At 70.3% G+C, this 21,580-nt stretch carries 17 protein-coding genes; 5 read left to right on the top strand and 12 right to left on the bottom strand.

All coding sequences use genetic code 11. The features are described from left to right. The first annotated feature begins 213 nt into the window (after positions 1-213). Together KAK03_RS07845 and KAK03_RS07850 are read left to right on the top strand one after the other, a co-directional pair. Positions 214-2,004, top strand: coding sequence for a type VI secretion system contractile sheath domain-containing protein (locus KAK03_RS07845; protein WP_210853090.1), 1,791 nt, complete (start codon positions 214-216; stop codon positions 2,002-2,004). A gap of 28 nt (positions 2,005-2,032) precedes the next feature. Beyond that, entirely contained in the window at positions 2,033-2,998 is a 966-nt protein-coding gene (locus tag KAK03_RS07850) for a ligand-gated ion channel (protein WP_210853092.1), read from the top strand. Between the two features lie 21 nt (positions 2,999-3,019). On the opposite strand, the gene KAK03_RS07855 is transcribed toward KAK03_RS07850, so the two are convergent. After that, the gene (locus KAK03_RS07855; RefSeq protein ID WP_210853094.1) at positions 3,020-3,532 is read right to left on the bottom strand and encodes an OmpA family protein; all 513 of its coding nucleotides are present in this window, start codon (positions 3,530-3,532) and stop codon (positions 3,020-3,022) included. Between the two features lie 84 nt (positions 3,533-3,616). Then, positions 3,617-4,186, bottom strand: a complete 570-nt coding sequence (locus KAK03_RS07860) for an OmpA family protein (RefSeq protein WP_210853096.1) — start codon at positions 4,184-4,186, stop codon at positions 3,617-3,619. A 209-nt stretch (positions 4,187-4,395) separates the two neighbouring features. On the opposite strand from KAK03_RS07860, the gene KAK03_RS07865 reads away from it, so the two are divergent. After that, the gene (locus KAK03_RS07865; RefSeq protein WP_210853098.1) at positions 4,396-6,225 is read left to right on the top strand and encodes a serine/threonine protein kinase; all 1,830 of its coding nucleotides are present in this window, start codon (positions 4,396-4,398) and stop codon (positions 6,223-6,225) included. 189 nt (positions 6,226-6,414) lie between these two features. After that, positions 6,415-6,987 carry an SEL1-like repeat protein gene (locus KAK03_RS07870; protein ID WP_210853100.1) on the top strand — a complete coding sequence of 191 codons (573 nt, stop codon included), beginning with the start codon at positions 6,415-6,417 and terminating at the stop codon, positions 6,985-6,987. Between the two features lie 140 nt (positions 6,988-7,127). Here the strand turns inward: KAK03_RS07870 and KAK03_RS07875 are convergent, their stop codons facing one another. From KAK03_RS07875 to KAK03_RS07890, 4 genes are all read right to left on the bottom strand, one after another. After that, positions 7,128-8,177: a hypothetical protein gene (locus KAK03_RS07875; protein WP_210853107.1), complete on the bottom strand. Its 1,050-nt coding sequence runs from the start codon at positions 8,175-8,177 to the stop codon at positions 7,128-7,130. 116 nt (positions 8,178-8,293) lie between these two features. Beyond that, entirely contained in the window at positions 8,294-8,977 is a 684-nt protein-coding gene (locus KAK03_RS07880) for a CpXC domain-containing protein (RefSeq protein ID WP_247661016.1), read from the bottom strand. A 7-nt stretch (positions 8,978-8,984) separates the two neighbouring features. Next, on the bottom strand, positions 8,985-12,119 hold the full coding sequence (locus KAK03_RS07885; RefSeq protein ID WP_210853111.1) for a hypothetical protein: 3,135 nt from the start codon (positions 12,117-12,119) through the stop codon (positions 8,985-8,987). A 22-nt stretch (positions 12,120-12,141) separates the two neighbouring features. After that, positions 12,142-13,857, bottom strand: coding sequence for a hypothetical protein (locus tag KAK03_RS07890; RefSeq protein WP_210853112.1), 1,716 nt, complete (start codon positions 13,855-13,857; stop codon positions 12,142-12,144). Between the two features lie 204 nt (positions 13,858-14,061). On the opposite strand from KAK03_RS07890, the gene KAK03_RS07895 reads away from it, so the two are divergent. After that, positions 14,062-14,637, top strand: coding sequence for an outer membrane lipoprotein (locus KAK03_RS07895; RefSeq protein ID WP_210853114.1), 576 nt, complete (start codon positions 14,062-14,064; stop codon positions 14,635-14,637). Here KAK03_RS07895 and KAK03_RS07900 read toward each other — a convergent pair. From KAK03_RS07900 to tkt, 6 genes are read right to left on the bottom strand one after another with little or no spacing between them, the layout of a single operon-like run. After that, positions 14,622-15,359: an HAD-IA family hydrolase gene (locus KAK03_RS07900; protein ID WP_210853116.1), complete on the bottom strand. Its 738-nt coding sequence runs from the start codon at positions 15,357-15,359 to the stop codon at positions 14,622-14,624. The genes KAK03_RS07895 and KAK03_RS07900 overlap by 16 nt on opposite strands. A 7-nt stretch (positions 15,360-15,366) precedes the next feature. Beyond that, complete coding sequence (fba, locus tag KAK03_RS07905; RefSeq protein ID WP_210853118.1) at positions 15,367-16,404, bottom strand: class II fructose-bisphosphate aldolase; 1,038 nt, start codon at positions 16,402-16,404, stop codon at positions 15,367-15,369. A 27-nt stretch (positions 16,405-16,431) separates the two neighbouring features. Continuing rightward, positions 16,432-17,622 (bottom strand): phosphoglycerate kinase, encoded by a 1,191-nt coding sequence (locus KAK03_RS07910; protein WP_210853120.1) that lies wholly within the window; start codon positions 17,620-17,622, stop codon positions 16,432-16,434. Beyond that, positions 17,619-18,629 carry a type I glyceraldehyde-3-phosphate dehydrogenase gene (gap, locus tag KAK03_RS07915; protein WP_210853122.1) on the bottom strand — a complete coding sequence of 337 codons (1,011 nt, stop codon included), beginning with the start codon at positions 18,627-18,629 and terminating at the stop codon, positions 17,619-17,621. Before gap ends, KAK03_RS07910 begins: the two co-directional genes overlap by 4 nt. A 28-nt stretch (positions 18,630-18,657) precedes the next feature. Then, on the bottom strand, positions 18,658-19,368 hold the full coding sequence (locus KAK03_RS07920; RefSeq protein ID WP_210853124.1) for an HAD-IA family hydrolase: 711 nt from the start codon (positions 19,366-19,368) through the stop codon (positions 18,658-18,660). Between the two features lie 13 nt (positions 19,369-19,381). Further along, the gene (gene tkt, locus KAK03_RS07925; protein WP_210853126.1) at positions 19,382-21,436 is read right to left on the bottom strand and encodes a transketolase; all 2,055 of its coding nucleotides are present in this window, start codon (positions 21,434-21,436) and stop codon (positions 19,382-19,384) included. Between the last annotated feature and the right edge of the window lie 144 nt (positions 21,437-21,580).

Here is a 21,580-nt window from a genome sequence, read left to right on the forward strand (position 1 = left end):
TTGATGCCCTGGCACCAGCGGCGCGGTTGCTCCCCAGTCCATGGGCTTGCCGATTGCAGCACTTCGCCCGCTAATCGGGGCTAACGGCAGCGACAGCTCACACTGGGTGTGTCGTCGGCGCCGCATCGGTGGTCAGTGCATTGACGCCGGGCGGGCGGGCGGCGACAGTCCAAGCTGACCATCCCCGCCGACCCTCTCTGGAGCACGCAGCGCATGAGCGACGACGCCTGGCAACCGAACTTCGGCCACCTCACCACCCAGCCGCCGACCTGGGCCGCCAAGCGGCCACTGCGCGTGGCACTGCTGGGCGACTTCGGTGGCGGCGCGCTGGCCGGCCGCCTGGACGCCGCGGACGCGCTGGGCCGGCGCAAGCCGCTGAAGGTCGAGTTCGACACGCTGGAGGACGCGATCGGCCGCCTGGGCCTGACGCTGACCCTGCCCATCGGCGCCGAGGGCGCGGCGGTCGAGGTGCCGATCACCGACACCGAGTCCTTCCACCCCGATGAGCTTTACCAGAACGTCGAGGTCTTCTCGGCGCTGTCCGACCTGCGCCGGCGCCTGAACAATCCCTCCACCTTTGCCAAGGCCGCGGCCGAGGTGCAGTCCTGGGGCGATGAGGCGCTGCGCAAGGCCTCGGCGGTCAGCCGTCACTCCCGTGCCCAGGGCGCGGCGCTGTCGGTCAGCGGCACGCTGGACGACTTCGCCCGCCTGACCGGTCGCCCGTCGCGCGCCCAGGAGGCCGACACCGAGATCGACGGCCTGCTGCGCCGGATCATCGGCCCCTTCATCACGCCGGCCGACAGCCCGGACAAGGCCCGGCTGCTGGCCGCGGTCGATGCGGCCCTGAGCGACGCGATGACCGCGGTGCTGCACCAGCCCGACTTCCAGAACATGGAGTCGCTCTGGCGCGGGGTGGACTTCCTGCTGCGCCGGCTGGAAACCAGCCACCAGCTGCAGGTGCACCTGATCGATGTCAGTGCCGAGGAGTTCGCCGCCGACCTGAGCAGCCACGACGACCTGTGCGAGTCCGGCCTGTACAAGCTGCTGGTCGACACCCCCTCGCAGGAAGAGGACGGCGGCTACAGCTACATCGTGGGCTGCTACCACTTCGAGGCCACACCGCCGCAGCTGGAGCTGCTGGGCCGCGCCGCCATGCTGGGCGCGGCGGCCGGTGCGCCCTTCCTCAGCGCGATCGACACCACCGCCTTCAGCAACCGCAAGGAGCCGCCGCACCGGCTGGTGCGCGACACGGTGAAGGCGCTGCGCGAGTCCCCCCAGGCCTCGTTCCTGGGCCTGTTCGGCCCCCGTTTCCTGCTGCGCCACCCCTACGGCAAGAAGAGCGAGCCGATCAGCAGCTTCGCCTACGAGGAATTCACCCGCCAGAGCGGCCTGCGCAGCATGCTGTGGGGCCATCCGGCGCTGCTGGCGCTGTGCGTGCTGTGCGTGCGCGGCGCGCAGCTCACCATCAACGACCTGCCCTTCCACCACTACCTGGACGAGGACGGCGACTCCACCGCCCTGCCCTGCACCGAGCGCCTGGTCAGCACCACCGTGGCCACGCTGCTGCGCGACATGGGCATCAATGGCCTGATGGCCTTCAAGGGCCAGCCGCTGGTGCGCCTGACCGGCGTCACCGCCATCAATGGCGACGGCCTGGCCACGCAGGCCGCGCCGCGCTCGGGCCTGGTGGTGGAGCGTGGTTCGGTGCACAGCAAGACCCCGGTCAAGACCGACTGGACACCCGAGGCGCGCGGTGGCGGCACGGTGACGGTCAGCACACCGATGCGCACCGAGGAAGCCGACAGCGACGACACCGCCAATGCGCCCGAGGACAGCAGCAGCGACGCGACCGAAACCGCCGCGCCGGCCGCTGAAGAGGCCGCCTCGGCCGTCGACGACGAACTGGCCGCGCTGCTGGCCAGCCTGGACACGCCGGCCGAGCCCGCCGCGGAGGAGCCGGCGATGGACCCCGACCTCGAGGCGCTGCTCAAGTCGCTGGGCTGATCACACGGATCGACGACACACACGGAGGATGTTCATGCGTTGGTATGCCTTGCTCGCCCTGTTGGCGGGGCTGCTGTTCGGACCCACGGCCCAGGCGGCACCGTCACCGGTGACGATCGGCAGCTATGTCAAGGAAGTGCGCGACCTGGATTTCCGGGCCAACAAGTACACGATGGACTTCTTCATCTGGTTCCGCTGGCGCGAGACCGACGCGCTGAAGGACTACAAGCCGCTGGAGAGCTTCGAGCTGGTCAACGGCAAGATCGAGGACAAGTCCAGCGTCGTCGAGAAGGTCGTCAACGGTGAGCACTACGCCAGTGCCCGCATCGTGGCCACGATCAACGAGCCCTGGGACCTGGTGAGCTACCCCTTCGACCGCCACCGCATCAAGATCGCGATCGAAGACAGCAATCTGGGCGCCGATGACATGGTGTTCGTCGACGACAAGCCGAATTCGCGCCTGGGCGACGAGATGACGATTGCCGGCTGGGTGCCCAGCAACTTCGCCACCCAGGTCAGCACCATGACCTACCACAGCAACTACGGCGACCCGTCGCTGTCGTCGGAAGCGCGGTCCGACTTCTCGCGCTTCTCGTTCGCGCTGGACCTGGACCGTCAGACCTTCGGCAGCGCCTTCAAGCTGCTGAGCACGGTGCTGCTGGCCACCGCTGTGGCCTTCGTGGCCTTCATGGTCAAGCCGTCCGACCTGGATGCACGCTTCGGCATGGGCGTGGGCTCGTTGTTCGCGGTGGCGGCCAGCGCCTTCGTGGCGGCCGGCTCGGTGCCCGACTCCGGCGTGATGACGCTGGCCGACCACATGCACATGGTGGCGCTGGCCTTCATCTTCGTGAGCCTGCTGATTTCAGCGATTGCGCTGAAGTTCGAGGTGACCGGCCGCGAGGAGCTGGCCTTCAAGATCGACCGGATCGTGCTGGTCGTGATGCCGCTGCTGTTCTACGGCTGGGCCGGCTGGACGATCTACCGGTCGATGTAAGGCCCGGCGGCGGGCAGCCCCTCAGGGCTGCTCGCGCCCGATGACCACGCGGCGGTTCTCGGCCGCATTGGGATTGCGCGGGTCCTTCAGCTGCTTGGCGCCCATGCCCACGGCCATCACCAGGTCGGGGTTCACGCCCTTGTCGACCAGGTACTGCTTGGCGGCATCGGCGCGGCGCTGCGACAACTCCAGGTTGGCAGCCATGTCACCCGAGGCGTCGGCGTGGCCTTCCACCCGCACCTTGCGGTCGGTGGCGCGGCGGTTGCGCAGCACGTTGGCAAAGGCGTCCAGCTGCTGACGCAGCACGTCGGGCAGCTCGGCCGATCCCAGCTTGAAGGTGGCGGCCGGCAGCGTGAAGCGCACCGGCGGCTTGAAGCCCATGCACTTGAAGCCCGCGGCCTTCAGTTGCTCGCACTCGTCGTCCGGGAACAGGCCCTGCTCGATGTCGGTGGCGCTGGGCACCTTGTTGCCCAGCTCGACGCCGTCATCGGCGGCCCATGCCTGTACCCCCACACAGCCCAGGGCCAGGACCACGGAAGCACAGCGGAGGAGAGAAGCAGCAGCACGCATCGGAATCACCATCGAATCAAGCGGGTTCAGGGACTGGCCGGTCGGCGGTCAGGGGGACTGGGGCGGCTGTTCGCGCCCGATCTCGACGCGGCGGTTCTTGGGCGACATCGGCTGGTCCCCCACGGCCAGCGCCTTGCTGCCCATGCCCACCGGCTTGAGCAGCTCAGGCGACACGCCCTTGCTGACCAGGTAATCGCGCGCGGCCTCGGCACGGCGCAGTGACAGCGCCTCGTTGACCTCCGGCGTGCCCGAGGCGTCGGCATGGCCCTCGATGCGCACCGCGCGCGCCGAGCCGCTCTTGCCCTTCAGCACCTGGGCGAAGACATCCAGCTGCTTCTTCAGGCCATCGGGCAAGGCGGACGAGCCGACCTGGAACGAGGTGGTGGGCAGCACGAAGCGCACCGGCGGCTTGAAGCCCATGCACTTGAAGCCGCTGGCCTTGAGGTCTTCACAGACATCGTCGGGGAACAGGCCCTGCTCGACGTCCTTCACGGTCGGCACGCCGGCACCCAGCTCGACACTGCCTTCCGCGGCCTGGACAGGCAGCGACAGCACGGCGGCGGCCAGCCAGGCCAGCACGGGCAGCGAGCGCTGCACGCCGCGAGCAACTTGTTTCATCGGGGACCCCCAGTTCGGGATGCTGCCGCCCCGCAGGACAGGCATTTGTGATCAACTGTGAAATGCTAAAACAATCCAACGCTAATCCGCGTTGACGACCCCCCCGTAAAGTGGGGACGTCCACGCCCGACGCAGCGCCGGGCGTCGATTGTGCGCCTGAAGCGTGACAATCGGCACGCCGCCGCTCGCCCCCAACTGCCCGCTCGTCCATGACCCTGCCTTCCGACGACGACGACCGCACCGTCATCCGCCCCGTGGGGGCGTCCAGCGCCCCCACGCCGGCCGCGCCCCCCGCGCCGGCACCCGCCCCCCAGGACGGCGGCAGCAACCTGCCCATCGGCACCTACCTGGGCGAGTTCGAGCTCACCGGCGTGCTGGGCGAAGGCGGCTTCGGCATCGTCTACCTGGCCTGGGACCATTCGCTGGAGCGGCGCGTGGCGCTGAAGGAGTACATGCCCTCCTCGCTGGCCATGCGGGTGGGCGCCACCCAGGTGCAGGTCAAGTCGCAGCGGCACCAGGACACCTTCGCCGCCGGCATGAAAAGCTTCATCAACGAAGCCAAGCTGCTGGCCCAGTTCGACCACCCCTCGCTGGTCAAGGTCTACCGCTTCTGGGAAGCCAACGGCACCGCCTACATGGTGATGCCCTTCTACGAGGGCATCACGCTGAAGGACTGGCTGCGCAACCACGGCAGCGCCCCCGACGAAACCTGGCTGATGACCCTGCTGGCGCCGCTGACCGAGGCGCTGGCGGTGATCCACCGCGAGAACTGCTTCCACCGCGACATCGCCCCCGACAACGTGATCCTGCTGGCCGGCAGCGAGCGGCCGCTGCTGCTGGATTTCGGCGCCGCCCGCCGTGTGATCGGCGACATGACCCAGGCGCTGACCGTGATCCTGAAGCCGGGCTACGCGCCGGTCGAGCAGTACGCCGAATCGCCCGACCTGAAGCAGGGGCCCTGGACCGATGTCTATGCGCTGGCCGCGTCGATCTACTACGCGATCACCGGCAGCACGCCGCCGCCGTCGGTCAGCCGCATCGTCACCGATGGCTACAAGCCCATCGCGCAGACCCACGCCGGCCAGTACAGTGAGTCCTTCCTCACCGCGATCGACAAGGCGCTGGGCGTGTTGCCGGACCAGCGCACGCCCTCCATCGACGCCTTCCGGGCCGATCTGGGCCTGGGTGAGGCGGGCAGCTTCGGCGCCGGTGTCACGCTGATGCCCTCCGCGCCGGCCCCCAGCCGAGCCAGCCCCGCCAGCGCCCCCGCGCCGGCACCGGCCAAGCGCGGCATGGGCCTGTGGGTGGGCGCCGGCGTGGCCGGTCTGGCGGTGCTGGGCGCCGTGGGCTACCTGGCGCTGGGGCGGTCGCCGGCGCCGGCCCCCGCACCAAGCGCGGCCGCCAGCGCCGCCCCGATCGACCCCGTGGCCACCCCTGCACCACCGCCGCCGGTGGCCGTGGCCAGCGCGCCTGAGACGACCCCGGCCGCCACCCCGGTGGCCACGCCGCCCGCGCCGGCCGCCCAGGCCAGCCTCAGCATCGCCAGCGAGTTCGACCGCGTGCTGCGCGAGTCCCACGCCGACATCCAGGTGTCTGCCAGTGCGCCCAAGACCACGCTCAAGATCGACCGCGACGACCTGGTCTTCGGTCTGCGGTCCAGCCAGAACGGCTTCGCCACCGTGCTCGCCCTGGGTCCGGACAACAGCCTGATCCGCCTGCTGCCCGACAGCCTGCACCGCAGCATTCCGGTGGTGGCCGGCAAGCCGCTGCGCCTGCCGCCCGACCGCATTCCGATCGGCGACCCGCCCGGGCCGACCCGCCTGCTGGTGATCGTCACCCCCGAGCAGCGTGATTTCTCCACCTGGGGTGGCCGCGAGGAAGGTGGCTACCTGAGCCTGCCCACCGACGCCGGCACGCTGCAGCGCGTGGTGCAGGAGGCGGGCACCGTGTCGCCGCTGGTCGGCCGGGCGCGCAACTGCAGCACGCCCGATTGCGCGCGCTATGGTGCCGCGGAGATCCGCCTGGACATCGTGCGCTAACGCCCACCCACGATCGTGGTATCGATCACGCAGTGGTGCGTGACAAATCACTTGTCTGGGGTCAAACTGCCGTATGAGCCAGGCGGCCCGCCGGGCGTCAGGGCCCCGGTCCGGGCGACCCCAGCGGCTCAAGTTCCGCTGCCGATGGCCGAAGTTGGGAGCGACACTCGCTCAACGGAAGAGGTGATCGTGAACAAGACCTCCGGGCTGCTGCTGGCCCTCCTCATCGCGCTGGGTTCCACCGCCACGCTGGCCAATGAAGCCACCGCGCCGCGCGAGGACCTGCGCCAGCAGATGCATGCCGCCACCTGGCCGGCCGACATCGTGCGCATCGCCGACCGCCTGCTGGCCGTTGAAGAGCGTGACGATGCGATCGCCGACGCCTGGGACACCCGCCGCAAGGCCGCCTGGACCGCGCAGCTGCTGCGCTCCAACGTGATGCTGCTGCAACGCAGCGCCTTCGTGGCCGGCAACAACCCGGGCGAACGCCAGGACCTGCGCCAGGCCGCGCTGGGCAATGCCGACGCCGCGCTGCGCATGGCGCGCCGCTACCAGCCGGGCAGCGCCCACGCGGTGGCCGACCCGCACCGCTACGTGGGCTGGCTGCAGCTGGCCTCGCAGCTGGGCAGCGACAACGCCTCGTATGAGCTGGCGCTGTTCTTCCGCCGCGAAGGCCAGCCCTCGCAGGCCGCCGTCTACGAGACCCGCGCCGCTCAGCAGGGCTATGTGGCGCCGGTGGCGCTCGACCACGTCCGCAAGTGACACGCAGGGCCTTCGGGTCCTGCCTTGACACACAGGGCCTTCGGGTCCTGCCTTGACACACCGGGCCTGCGGGCCCTGCCGTGGCTGTCCCGGCCAACGCTGACCCGCCCTGCGCACCCGCAGGGCCGGGCACAGGCTCGTCAGTAGGGCAGCTTGTCCAGCATCTGGTGCGGCCAGTCGTCGGTCATCACGATCGACGCCAGGCTGGTCGGGTACAGCGCCGCCAGTTCCCACTGCTGACGGGCGTTGAGGCGGAACAGCGGATCCACCGCCAGGCGCACCGTCTCCGGGCGCCCGCGCGGGCCGTCCGGGTAGTTGCTCTGGAACTGGATCAGTGACTGGCCGTGGGCGTCGGTCAGGCGTGCCAGACGCCCCTGCGCCATGGTCTGCATCGTCAGCGGCCCGAAGACCGACAGATAGCGCAGCTGCACACGCGGCGGCCACTGGCCGTTGGGCAGGCGCGCTGGCAGGTCGGCGACCGTCGGTGCATCGTCGCGGCTGTCACGCCCACCCGAAGGCCGCTCCAGGCTGCGCACGAACTGCTCCGGGCTCTCGTCGCCAGGCAGTTGCAGCCGGGTGGCCACCTCCAGCAGGCGATCCAGTGCCCAGGCCGGCCGGCCGCCCAGGGCGCTGGCGCGCTGGAAGTCAGCGGTGCTGGCGCGCACCGAGGCCACCCAGTCCGTGGGCGGCGTGCCGCTGCCGGCCCGGTACAAGCCTTCCCAGACCGCCTGCACGGCCGCCTGCAGGCTCTCACGCCGCGCCGGGGTGTCGTCGATGAGCGGCGCGTCCACCCAGTCCCAGGCCGGCAGGCCCGGGCAGTCGAAGGCCAGCTCCAGCCGCTGGGCGGCCGAGCCGGCGCCCACGCTGCGGGACAGCCGCCCCAGCTCGGTCAGCGGATACACCGTGCCCCGCGGCTGGCCGGGCGTGAAGCGCATCATCGCCGGGCGCAGGTCGACTTGCGCCGGCACGTCGCCCACCGCGCCCAGGTCGAGCCGCAGCAGGTTGCCACGCGGGCGCAGCGCATACGGATGCAGCACCGCGTAGCGGGCCAGCGGCCGGCCCAGCACGCTGGCCTGGCCGCCCATGCCGGCCTCCACCGCCGCGAACCAGCGCAGCGGCAGGCCATTGACGCTCAGTTGGTTGGACACCGTCAGGCGCTCGACGACCAGCAGCAGCGGAATCTCATGCACGGCGGGGGCTCCCTTCGAGGGCAAGGCGGACATCAGTCCGGACAGACCAGCCAGGACGGCGGGCAGGTCTCGTCGGCGCCATCGGGCGCCTGCAGCGGGATCACGGTCAGGCATCGTCAGACCTCCGCCGGCATGAACAGCCGGGTGGCATCGGCAAAGGGGCTCTGGGCGATGCGGCCGCGCATCTCGACCCAGTCCGGATCGGCGTCGATCTCGGCCAGCAGCGCGCGCGGCGCGCGCCGCCAGCCGACCACGACCGAGGACTCGTTGTCCTGCCAGCCGAACACCAGCTCCTCATCGGCCAGGTTCAGCAGGCGCAACTCGGCCGACAGCAGGGGCGCCGGCCCGCCGGCGCGGATCAGCGCCAGCTTGACCATCTCGATCAGCACATCGTCAACGCCGGAGCCGGCCAGCAGCACCTTCTCGCGCAGCGCGGGCCAGCCGAAGGTGACACGCCAGGACAGCTCGCGGCCGATGGCCTGCGCGCCTGCCGGCGCCGCCGCGCCGAAGGCCTCGTCAAAGGCCTGGTGGGATTCCTCGACCGCGGCCTCCCAGTCGCCCAGGCGCTCGCGCGGCCAGGCGGCGATCCAGCGGCCGCGCTTCTGGTCCAGGTAGTGGAACTGCGGGGCCAGCCGGGTCTCGCTGCCGCAGCCGGGGCAGCGCCGCATCTGGAAGCTGTTGTCCAGGATGGCCTCGCGCAGGTCCGGCCGGCGGTCGGCATTGACGCTGAGGACGACATCCACGGGTACCGCCCCGCCGCAGGCGGAGCAGTGGGCTGTGAGGGTTCGGAAGATCGACATGCGGACCTCAGAGGGCGTTCAGCCAGTCTTTGAACGGGTGCTTGGCCTTGTCGAGCTTGCCGCCGTGCCAGCACATGTAGACCTCGGCGAACCATTCGCCGGGCGCCCGCCATTGGTAGCCAGTGACCCCCTTGGCCCGCTCGGCCAGCTTGTAGCTGACCCAGTTGTTGGCGTAGGCCTCCTGGTAGACGTCGTCGCCGATCGCCGCCGCCTTCGACTTGGCGTAGCTGTACCAGATGTTTCCCTTGGTGGCGAGCTGGTGCCAGTCCAGCACCGCCTGGCGCGCCTTGGCCCATTTCTCGGCCCCGCCGGGGTAGTCCGCGGGCATCACCACCGGCGCCGGCTCCTGGCCGTTGATCAGCTGGCGCACGAAGCCCTCGTCGAACTGCTTGGCCGCGGCCACCGCCTGGGCGATCGGCGTCAGGTCGGTGTAGACCCGCCACCCGCCAAAGGCAGCCTGGCCCATCTTGCCGTTCATGAAGCCCAGGCGATCATCCACCGCGTGGCCGATCTCGTGCAGGGCGGTCATGTTGAACAGGTTCTTGCCGGTGTCGTCGATCGGCGCGTACTCGTCCTGGTTGTCGTGGCCCAGTGCCTTCATCCGGGTGTCGTGGTCGAAGTTCTCGGTCTTGCCGTCGTCGGGGCGACCATCCATCGTGATGGCCTTGTCAGCCCAGTTGTAGGCGCCGCCATCGCTGTTGGGCTTGTCGAGCGTCACCTTCTTCAGGCTGGGCTGTTTGGCATGGCCGGTGGGCACCTGGGCCAGGGCCTCCCACATGCCCTTGGCCGACACCGTCTTGGCGCCGGCCTCGCCCGAGGTCGTGGCATCGCCCGGTGCGGTGCGCGTGCGCTCATCGAGCTGAATGCCGAAACGCTTTTCGGCCAGCTTGCAGATCAGGCCGAAATCGGCCTCGTTGCCCAGCGTCTGCACGAAGCTGTCGAGCTTCTTGTCGCCGCCAGGCAACTTGAGCAGGGCCTCGGCCTGCGCCACCACCGCCGGGTCATCGGGGTTGGCCTTGGCCAGCGACTGCACGCGCAGCGTGGTGAGCTCCGCGTCGGCGTCGTCGTGGTGCTTGCGCGCCCCCGCCAGATCCAGCTTGGCCAGCGCCTCGGCGGCCTTCTTCAGCAGGGCGTCGATGGCCTTGACGTCGGCGCCTGCGGACTTGGCGTCCTGGCTGCGCTGGCCGAGGTCGGTGGCACGCAGATCGAAGGCCTTGATGTCCTCGACCCAGCGGTCGATCTCGCCGGCCAGCGCCAGCGTGCTGGCGATGCCGGTCTGGGTGGCGGTGGCGTCGCCACCCTTGTGCGCCTTCTCGGCCTTGGCCAGTTCGGCCTTGAGCTCGCCCGCCTTGCCCGCCAGGGCCTTGAAGCTGCCGGCCTTGGTCTGGCCTTCCAGCGCCTTGACCCGCTCGCGCAGCGAGGTCAGCGCCTCGTCGGCGCTGCGCTGCTGCTCGCGACGTACCCAGCCGTCGGCCACGATGCGGGCGACCAGGGCGATCAACTCGCCCACCTTGTCCGCCGCCCCTTCGGTGAGCAGCTTCAGCGCCTGCGACAGCTGGGTGCGCGCGGTCTTGAGTTCCTTGGTCAACAGGTCCGGGAACGGCGGTGCCTCCAGCCTGGCCACATCCCCCTGCAGCTGTTCCAGGGCCTTGCCCAGGGCCGTCACGTCGGCGCCCGACTGGACCGCGTCGGCCACGCCGGCGGTGGCGTCCAGTTGCTTGGCCAGGTTCTCGGCGTTGTCCATCTCGGTGGACAACTGGGTGATGTAGACCCGCGCGCCGGCCCAGTCGGCCGTGTCCGGCGCTGCGCGCTCGCCCGCCTTCAGACGCAGTGCCTTGAGGGTCTCGAGGGCGGCAGCCGGGCAGCGCGCGCCGGCCAGCTGGTCCAGGACCTCCAGCCGCTTGTCGAGCCCGGCCAGGTCGTTGACCACGGCGGTGGCCAAAGCGGCTGCAGGAGCCAGGGCCAGGGCCTCGGTGCGCACCGCATCGCACACCGAGATGGCCTCCTCGAAGCGCATGGTCGAAATCGACGCGGCCGGATCGGCCTCGGCGCTCAGCCGGGTGTCCAGCTGCCCCACCCGGGCCGCCAGCGGCACGCAGGTCCTGAGCGGCGCCAGCGCCTGGACGGCGGCGGTGCGCGCCTGCACGAAGGCCTCACGGCGCTGCTTGATGTCCTGGCCGCGCTGCAGCTCGCGCCGGGCGGCGCGATCGACGACGTTCAAGGCCGCGTAGTCGCCCGAGGCCACCTGGCCGGGCACCGCCGCCAGCATGTCCTGCAGCTTCTTCAGGCTGTCGTCCTTGATGAAGTCCGCCTGGGGGGGCTTCTTCAATTCGGTGATGGCGTTGTTGAGGTCATCGTCCAGCCAGGTCTTGCGGGTGCTCGACATGTCCGATGCGATCTTCTTGACCGCGGCGATGGCTTCGTCGTACTTGCCGGTGGCCAGCGTGGCCTTGGCATCGGCCGCATTGAGTTTGTCCTGGAAGCCGGTGTAGGTGGCCGCAGTGGCGTACATGCCCGCCATGGTCTTGAGCGTGCCGGTGGCCGGGGCGCGTGCGATGCGGTAGTCGTTGTACTTGCCGGCCGCCACCAGGGCCTCGTCGCAGCGCTTCTTGGCGGCGTCGATCTTGACCGTGGCTTGCGGGTACTGCTTGGCGTCGTTCAGGCGGATCGCCTCGGCATGGTCGGTGCGCGCCTGGTCGGTCCAGGGCTTGACGTGGGCCGCCTGGGCGTGGGCATCCAGCTTGTCGAGCAGGAGCTTGACCGCCTCGCGCTTGGCCACGAAGCCGGGGTTGGCCTTCTCCGCGTCGACCTCCTTGCGCACCGCCTGCTTGATCGCGTCCAGGGCTTCATAGGCTTCGCGCAGCACGGCTTCGCCCGCATCGCGCAAGGCGCCCTTGATGCGGTTCTGGATCTGGCCGACCTCGTTCTCGAAGCTAGCGATCAGACCGCCCAGGCCGCCCGACTTCTCCAGCGTGGCCAGGTCCTTCAGGACCTTGCCCTCGCGGCGGGTGTAGTTCTCGGCGGCCTGGCCGATCGCCTCGTCGGTCTTCTGGTCGGTGCTCTTGAACAGGCCGGTGCGCTTGCGAGGCTGGACACCCAACTGGCCGGTGATGAACTGTTTCTGGAGCGCGGTGAGCTTCATGGCAGGGTCTCTCCAGGCATCGTCAGGCGGTCTGCAGGCGCTCGGCCAGCTGCGTCAGGGTCTGTTCGGCCTCGCGGCGGATCGCGGTGTCGAGGAAGCCGTTGGCGTCAATCTGGGCGATCAGCGGGTCGGAGCCGACGAAGCTGCGGTATTCGGTGACGATGGCCTGGGCCTCGCGGTGGCGCTGCTGGCGGTCGGCGCCGCTGGCCGACAGGGCCTCGTCGAGCTTGTCGATCAGCCGGGTGTCGAGCCGATCAAGCAGGGTGTGCAGACGGCGCAGACCCGCGGTGAGTTCGGCCTCGTCGAACTCGTCCTCGTTGTCGGCGTCGGCGTTGTGGGCGCGCACCTGTTCGATCACCGCCTGCTCCAGCGCGTCCAGCTGGTCGCTGACGCGCTGGCGCAGGCCGTCCCAGGCCAGCCGGCTCTGCTGCAGCGCCACCAGGCCGCCACCGGCCGACGCCGCGGCGGTGCCGAGCCAGGCCTCGACCTCATCCAGCAGGCCATGGGCCTGGTCGAAGGCCTGCTTGCCCGCGGCCGCCACCGCCTGCGCCATCCGGGCGCGCTGCTCGGCAGCGCCGTCGCGGCCGGCGTCCAGCGCGGTCTTCAGCGCCGCGGTCAGCTCGGTGATGCGGGACTTGAAGCCGGTCATGCCGTCGCCCGCGGCGGTTGCGGTCTCGGCGCCGACCTTGGGGGCCGCCTTCTCGATCAGCTTGGCCACCGCGTCCAGACCCTGGTGGGCAGCGCGGTGCAGCCCTTCAGCGGCCTTGCCGGTGGCGAAGTCCAGCAGGGGCTTGAGCTTGGCCACCTCGGCCACGCCTGAGGCCGCGAACCGCTCGATCGAGGCGCGCATCTCGCGCAGCCGGGCGTCGAAGCGGACCTGCTCCGGGTCGGCCACGGGGTCGGACGGCGTGTCCGGGGAGGTATCGGTGGGGGTGTCGGTGCGCTCGCCGTCGGAACTTCCGCGCGTCGCCGTGTCGCCCGTGTCGGGCTCGTCGTCGGCGTGCGCGGCCAGCGCCTCGCCGCGCGAGCGCGGCGCATCGGCGCTGTCCTCGGCCAGGTCGTCGGGCTCGACCAGGTCACCGTCGTCGTCCACCTCGTTCGGGTCGGCGCCACGGGCGCGCACCTTGTAGCGCTGCTCGGTCTGCTTGAGCAGCGCCGCCTTCAGCTTCTTGGCGATGCCGGCGGGCAGCGTCTCCAGCACGAAGGTGTGGCTGTTGGCCTCGAAGATGCACTGCGCCGGGAAGTACTTGATGCTGCCGCCATCGAACTCGCCGGCCAGCAGCTTGCGCGAGCTGGCGGTGATCGGGCGGCGTGACAGCAGCACCGCCGCCAGCGGCCCGCCCAAGGCGATCAGCGCGTGCATCGGGTTGCCCTTGCGGACCTCGCGCATCAGCGGGATCAGCTTGGTGGTCAGCTGGGCCGGGCTGGACTCGTCGTCCTCGGCCTCTTCCTGGGCCTTGGCGGCCGCCTTGGCCTCCTGCTCGGACAGCTTGCGCTGCTTGGCCACGGCCTTGCCGATGTCGGCCACCTGGCTGGCGACCTCCTTGTCGGCCTTGTGGGCCTTGGCCAGCGCGTCGGCCTGCTTCTCCAGCTCGTCCAGGGCCTTGAGCACGGCGTCCGGCCCGGCGCGCTCGGCCTTGGCCAGCTCGGCCATGGCCTTGAGCAGGGCCGCGTCCTTGACGGTGCGCCCCTTGGCAAACTTCTTCCACTCGGCTTCGGTCAGGATCTTGTCGGCCATCTCGGGTCTCCGCGCGGCACAGGGCGTCGCCAGCGTGGGCCAGAATACCCCGAGATGCCGCGCCTGCCGAGCTTTCGGGCCCCCCATGTGCGGGGGGCCCTGGCGGCCGACACATTCCTTGACATTCGGGCAGCACCCCCGATGCCCGCCCGCGCCGACAATCGGCACTGTCAACCCGAGACCCCCCTGGATCGTTGCCCCGTGATGAACCCTTCGCGCCTGTTGCCGCTGAGCCTGCTGACCCTTGCCCTGGGCGGCTGCGTCGTCACCTCCCCGGACCGGGTGCCGGTCTACCAGACCCAGCGCCTGCAATCGGTGCAGGAAGCCACCGTGGTGGCCGTGCGCCCGGTGACCATTGACGGCCACCAGAGCGGCGGCGGCTCGGCCATCGGCGCGGTGGTGGGTGGTGTCGCGGGTTCACAGATCGGCGGCTACCGTGACGGCTTCGTCGGCAGCATCGTCGGCTTCGTGGCCGGCGCGATGCTGGGCAACGCGATCGAGCGCGACGCCACGCGCAGCAACGGCATCGAGCTGACGCTGCAGATGCGCAACGGCGACAAGCGCATGATCGTGCAGGGCCAGGGCGCCGAGGTCTTCCAGCCCGGTGATGCGGTCACCGTGGTCAGCGACGGTTACCGCGCCCGGGTCAGCAAGGCGGCTGGCGGCAACGCCCAGGCCGCGCCCGCGGCGCCCACGCTGCCGCCGCCTGTGCTCTCGGCCCGGCCGGCCGTGCCGCCGCCGGCCACTGGCGCCAGCGCGCCGGTCTATACCCCGCGCTGAGCCAGCGCCGTGCAGGCCGCGTGGTGCTCGCGCAGCACCGGCACGCTCAGCGCCTGCTGCGGCCCGCAGAACCAGCCACGCCAGCCCTCGGGCAGTTCGCGCGCCGGGAAGTAGACGCTGGGGCGCAGCATCACCGGCACCGCCGCGGCCTGCGCCGCCTGACCGCCGGGGGTGGAATCCTCGATCGCCAGCGCCTGCCCTGGCGCCAGCCGCAGCCGCGCCAGCGCGCGGTCATAGACCTCGGGGTCGGGTTTCTTGCGGGCCACGTCCTCGCCGCACAGCACCACCTCGAACAGGGTCCGCCAGTCCTCGCCCAGCAGGCGCGGCATCAGCGCGTCGACATTGCTGCGGCTGGTGGTGGTGACGATGGCCTGGCGCAGACCGGCGGCCGCGGCCTCGCGCATCAGGCCCAGCACGCCGGGGCGCGCGTCGATGCGGCCCTGCGTCACCAGCGCAGCGTAGTGGCGGTTCTTGGCCGCATGCAGGCGCAGCGCCAGGGTCTCGCGCTCGGCGGTGCTGGCCGGCGCATCGGCGCGGGTGCGCATGTCGGCCAGCAGGCGCTCGCGCCCGCCGGTGACCTGCAGCAGCTCGCCATAGCGCCGCTCGTCCCAGCCCCAGTCCAGGCCCAGTTCAGCAAAGGCCAGGTTGAAGGCCACGCGGTGGCCGTCACGCTCGGTCTCGGCGATCGTGCCGTCAACATCCCACAGCAGGGCCTTCAGCATGCCCGTCTCACTGGTAGCGGCGGACCATGGCGTCCAGCGCCACCGGCTTGATCCGGCTGGCCTGGCCGGAGCAGCCGAAGGCCTCGAAGCGCGCCTGGCAGATGCCCTGCGCCGCCTTGGTGGCCGCGGCCAGCGCCTTGCGCGGGTCGAACTCGGCCGGCTGGGTGGCGAAGAGCTGGCGCATCGCACCGAACATCGCCAGCCGGATGTCGGTGTCGATGTTGACCTTGCGCACGCCGCTGGCGATGCCGCGCACGATCTCCTCCACCGGCACGCCGTAGGTCTCCTTGATGTCACCACCGTACTGGCGGATGATCGCCAGCCATTCCTGCGGCACGCTGGAGCTGCCGTGCATCACCAGGTGGGTGTGGGGAATGGCGGCGTGGATCTGCGCGATGCGGTCGATCGCCAGCACCTCGCCGGTGGGCGGGCGGGTGAACTTGTAGGCGCCGTGGCTGGTGCCGATGGCAATCGCCAGCGCATCCACCCCGGTGCGCGCGACAAAGTCCTTCGCCTCGGTCGGGTCGGTCAGCATCTGGTCGTGGCTGAGCTTGCCGACCGCGCCGACACCGTCCTCCTCGCCGGCATCACCGGTTTCCAGCGAGCCCAGGCAGCCCAGCTCACCCTCGACGCTCACGCCCACCGCATGGGCCATCTCGCAGACCTTGGCGGTGACGTTCACGTTGTAGTCGTAGCTGGCCGGCGTCTTGGCGTCCTCCATCAGCGAGCCGTCCATCATCACGCTCGAGAAACCCGAGCGGATCGCCTGGATGCACACCGCAGGCGATGCGCCGTGGTCCTGGTGCAGGCACACCGGGATGTCCGGGTGCGTCTCGATCGCCGCCAGCACCATGTGGCGCAGGTAGGCCTCGCCGGCGTACTTGCGCGCACCGGCGCTGGCCTGCAGGATCACCGGGCTGTCGGTGGCCTGCGCCGCCTGCATGATCGCGTGGATCTGCTCGAGGTTGTTGACGTTGAAGGCCGGCACGCCGTAGCCGTGCTCGGCGGCGTGGTCCAGCATCTGGCGCAGTGAAATGAGTGCCATGGCAGTCTCCTGGTTGCGAATGGGGTGTCAGGCCGCCCTGCGGCTGAGGATCTCGAAAGCCGGCAGGGTCTTGCCCTCCAGCACCTCCAGGAAGGCGCCGCCGCCGGTGGAGATGTAGCCCACGTCCTGCTCGATGCCGTACTTGGCGATCGCCGCCAGCGTGTCGCCGCCGCCGGCGATGCTGAAGGCGTCCGACTCGGCGATCGCGCGGGCGATGGCCTCGGTGCCCTTGGCGAAGGCGTCGAACTCGAACACGCCCACCGGGCCGTTCCAGACGATGGTGCCCGCGGCCTTGAGCTGCGCCGCCAGCCTGGCCGCGGTCTTCGGGCCGATGTCCAGGATCAGGTCGTCATCCGCCACCTCGGTGGCTGCCTTGACGGTGGCCGGCGCGTCGGCCGCGAAGGCCTTGGCGGTGACCACGTCCTCAGGAATGGGCACCTCGGCACCTCGGGCCTTCATCGCGGCGATCACCGCGGTGGCCTCGCCCAGCAGGTCGGGCTCGGCCAGGCTCTTGCCGATCTTCAGGCCGGCGGCCAGCATGAAGGTGTTGGCGATGCCGCCACCCACGATCAGGCCATCCACGTTCTTGGCCAGGCTTTGCAGGATGGTCAGCTTGGTGCTGACCTTGCTGCCCGCGACGATGGCCACCAGCGGGCGCTTCGGGTTGGCCAGGGCCTTGCTGATCGCATCGATCTCGGCGGCCAGCAGCGGGCCCGCGCAGGCGATCTTGGCGAACTGGGCGATGCCGTAGGTGCTGGCCTCGGCGCGGTGGGCGGTGCCGAAGGCGTCGTGCACGAAGATGTCGCACAGCGCGGCCATCTTCTGCGCCAGCTCGGGGTTGTTCTTCTTCTCGCCCTTGTTGACGCGGCAGTTCTCCAGCAGCACCACCTCGCCGGGCTCTACCGCCACGCCGTCCACCCAGTTGGCCACCAGCTTCACCTCGCGGCCCAGCAGCTCGCCCAGGCGCTGGGCGACCGGGGCCAGAGAATCTTCGGGCTTGAACTCTCCCTCGGTGGGGCGGCCCAGGTGCGAGGTCACCATCACCGCGGCACCGCCTTGCAGCGCCATCGCAATGCAGGGCACCGAGGCGCGGATGCGGGTGTCTTCGGTGATGTTTCCGGCGTCGTCCTGCGGGACGTTCAGGTCGGCGCGGATGAAGACGCGCCGCCCACGCGCCTGGCCGTCGTTCGCCAGGTCCTCGAAGCGCAGCACCTTCATCGCAGGTCCTTCCCGATGACGCGCGCCATCTCCAGGCACTTGTTCGAGTAGCCCCACTCGTTGTCGTACCAGGCCACGACCTTGACGAAGGTCTTGTCCAGCGCAATGCCGGCCTCGGCGTCGAACACCGAGGTGCAGGACTCGCCGCGGAAGTCGGTGGCCACCACCTTGTCCTCGGTGTAGCCCAGCACGCCCTTCATGGCGCCCTCAGAGGCGGCCTTCATCGCGGCGCAGATGTCGGCGTACGAGGCTTCCTGGTTCAGCTCCACCGTCAGGTCCACCACCGACACGTCGCTGGTGGGCACACGGAAGGCCATGCCGGTGAGCTTCTTGTTCAGCTCGGGGATCACCACGCCCACCGCCTTGGCGGCACCGGTGCTGCTGGGGATGATGTTCTCCAGGATGCCGCGGCCGCCGCGCCAGTCCTTGTTGCTCGGGCCGTCCACGGTCTTCTGCGTGGCGGTGGCGGCGTGCACCGTGGTCATCAGGCCGCGCTTGATGCCGAAGCTGTCGTTGAGCACCTTGGCCACCGGGGCCAGGCAGTTGGTGGTGCAGCTGGCGTTGGAGATGATGGCCTGACCGGCGTAGGTCTTGTCGTTGACGCCGTAGACGAACATCGGCGTGTCGTCCTTCGACGGGGCCGACATGATCACCTTCCTGGCACCGGCCTTCAGGTGGGCCTCGGCGGTTTCCTTGGTCAGGAACAGGCCGGTGGACTCGATGACGATGTCGGCACCCACGTCGCCCCAGGCCAGCTCGGCCGGGTTCTTCACCGCGGTCAGGCGGATCTTCTGGCCGTTGACCACGAGGTGGTTGCCGTCGACCGAGACCTCGCCCTTGAAGCGGCCATGCACGCTGTCGTACTTCAGCATGTAGGCCAGGTAGTCGGGCTCGAGCAGGTCGTTGATGCCGACGATCTGCACGTCCTTGGCGAAGTTCTGGATGGCGGCGCGGAACACCATGCGGCCGATGCGGCCGAAGCCGTTGATTCCGATCTTGAGGGTCATGGGTGGGGTCTCGTCAGTTCAGGCGGATTCATGACAGCGCGGGCGCATAGCCCCAGGCGCGGTTGGCCTCGATCACCAGTTCGGCGATCTCGGGCAGGCTGTTGAAGACGCGGTCGGGGTGGGCCAGCTGGATCGGCTCGCCGCTGTTGTAGCCCCAGGGCACGGCCCAGGCCTCGGCACCGGCAGCCCGCGCGGTCTCGACGTCGGTGCGCGAATCCCCCACATGGGCGGCGCGGTGGGTCTGGCCGCCCAGCACGCCCAGCACATGGTGCAGGCCGGCGGGGTCGGGCTTCTTCTGTGGCAGCAGGTCGCCGCCGACCACGTAGTCCAGCATGTCGGCCAGGCCGCAGCTGCGCAGCACCTTGGTGGCGTAGCGGTGTTCCTTGTTGGTCAGGCAGGCCACGCGCACGCCGTGCTCGCGCAGCGTGCGCAGCGCGTCACGGCAGCCCGGGTAGGGCTTGGCGGTGAGGCCCGCGGTGGCGCCGTAGTGGGCGTCCAGCCGGGCCAGCACCGCATCGGGGCGCAAGGTGTCGGCGCGCTCGGGCTGCTCCAGCAGCACATGGGCCATCAGCCGCATCATCATGTGACGCGCGCCGTGGCCGATGAAGCCGGTGATCATCGCCGGGTCCTGGCGCGGCACGCCGAACTCGGCCAGCGTGCGGTTGGCCGCTTCGGCAATCTCGTCGGCGGTGTCGACCATCGTGCCGTCAAGGTCGAAAGTGATGACGCTGTAACGCATGGCGGGGCCCCGGTCAGTTGGAAGATCGCTCGATCTGCGGCTCGCGCTCGATCTCCTCGGCCACCAGGGCCGCGAGGTGATCGGCGGTGAAGCCGAAGGCTTTCATCAGGGTGGGGCCTGGGGCCGATTCGCCGAAGCGGTCGATGCCCAGCACCGCCTGGCAGCCGTACGCCGCCCACAGCTTGCTGCTGCCCGCCTCCACCGCCACGCGCGGCAGGTGGCGGCCCAGCACCGCCTGGCGCCAGGCACTGTCCTGCTGGTCGAAGACCGAGGTCGAGGGCATCGAGACCACCCGCACCGCCACGCCGCGCTCGTCCAGCAGCGCCTGCGCCTGCATCGCCAGCGCCACCTCGGAGCCGGTGGCCACGATCACCGCGCGCGGCTGCGGGCGGTCGGACAGCACGTAGCCGCCGCGTCGGATGGCCGCGGTCTGCTCGGGCGTGCGCGGCTGTGCCGGCAGGTTCTGGCGCGACAGCAGCAGCGCGCTGGGCCGGCTGCGGCTCATCAGCGCGTGGCCCCAGGCGACGAAGGTCTCGGCGGCGTCGCAGGGGCGCCAGACGTCGAGGTTGGGGATCAGGCGCAGGCTGGACGCATGCTCCACCGGCTGGTGGGTCGGTCCGTCCTCGCCCAGGCCGATCGAGTCGTGCGTCAGCACATGCACCACGCGACGGTTCATCAGCGCCGCCATGCGGATGGCGTTGCGGCTGTAGTCGCTGAAGGTCATGAAGGTGCCGCCGAAGGGGATGAACCCGCCATGCAGCGCGATGCCGTTCATGATGGCCGACATGCCGAACTCGCGCACGCCGTAGTTGATGTGGCGCCCGCCCGGCTCACCGCCACGCACGGCGCCACAGCCCGGCCAGTCGGTCAGGTTGGACGCGGTGAGATCGGCCGAGCCGCCGAGCAGTTCGGGCAGGCGCGGGCCCAGCTCGGCAATCGCCTGCTGCGAGGCCTTGCGTGAGGCCACCGTCTCGCCACGCTGCTGCACCGCAGCCACGGTGCTGATCCAGTCGGCCTCGAAGCCCAGCGGCAGCTCGCCGGCCATGCGCCGCTCCAGCTCGCGCGCCTCGGTCGGGAAGAGCTTGCGGTAGGCCGCCCAGCGCGCACGCCATTCGCCTTCCGCATCGGCGCCGCGGCCGCGCGCGTCCCATTGGGCGGCCACATCGGCCGGCAGCTCGAACGGCGCGGCGCTCCAGCCCAGGGCCTCGCGGGTGGCGGCGATCTCGGCGGTGCCCAGCGGCTCGCCGTGCGCCTTGGCCGTGCCTTCGCGGGCCGGCGAGCCCTTGCCGATGGTGGTGCGGCAGATGATCAGCGTGGGCTGGGCACTTTGACCCTTGGCCGCGGTGATGGCCGCGTCCAGCGCGTTCACGTCATGGCCATCGACCGGGCCGATGACGTGCCAGCCACAGGCGCGGAAGCGCGCTGCCGTGTCGTCGGCAAACCAGGGCGTGACACCGCCGTCGATGCTGATGCCGTTGTCGTCGTACATCGCCACCAGCTTGCCCAGCTTCCAGGCGCCCGCCAGAGAAATCGCTTCCTGGCTGATGCCTTCCATCAGGCAGCCATCGCCCAGGAAGACCCAGGTGCGGTGGTCGATGAGGGTGTGGCCGGGGCGGTTGAACTCGTCGGCCAGCAGCTTCTCGGCCAGCGCCATGCCCACCGCGTTGGTGATGCCCTGTCCCAGCGGGCCGGTGGTGGTTTCCACGCCCGGCGTGTGGTCCACCTCGGGGTGGCCGGGGGTGAGGCTGCCGCGCTGGCGGAACTTCTTCAGCTCGTCCATCGGCAGCGGGTAGCCGGTGAGGTGCAGCAGCGCGTACAGCAGCATGCTGGCGTGGCCGTTGGACAGCACGAAGCGGTCGCGGTCCCACCACTGCGGGTTGGAGGGGTTGTGCTTCAGATGGCGGTGCCACAACGCCTCGGCCATCTCGGCCATGCCCATCGGCGCGCCCGGGTGCCCCGAGTTGGCCTGCTGCACCGCGTCCATCGCCAGCGCGCGCAGCGCATTGGCCAGCACATGGCGTTGCCCATTGTCCGCACGGACCACACGGTCCGAAGAATTCGATGCCATCACCGGCTCCAAGAGAGAAGGAAGTTGTCCACCAGCACAGCGACAGGCTGCACCCGCGGTCCGCAGTCATCGTGTCCAGCGACCACCGCGGATCCGGCTCTGCCGGTCCGCCAGCGGTGCCCCGGGGGGGAAGCGGCCGCCAGG

The sequence above is a fragment of the Ideonella alba genome, assembly GCF_018069845.1.
Taxonomy (GTDB): domain Bacteria; phylum Pseudomonadota; class Gammaproteobacteria; order Burkholderiales; family Burkholderiaceae_C; genus Ideonella; species Ideonella alba.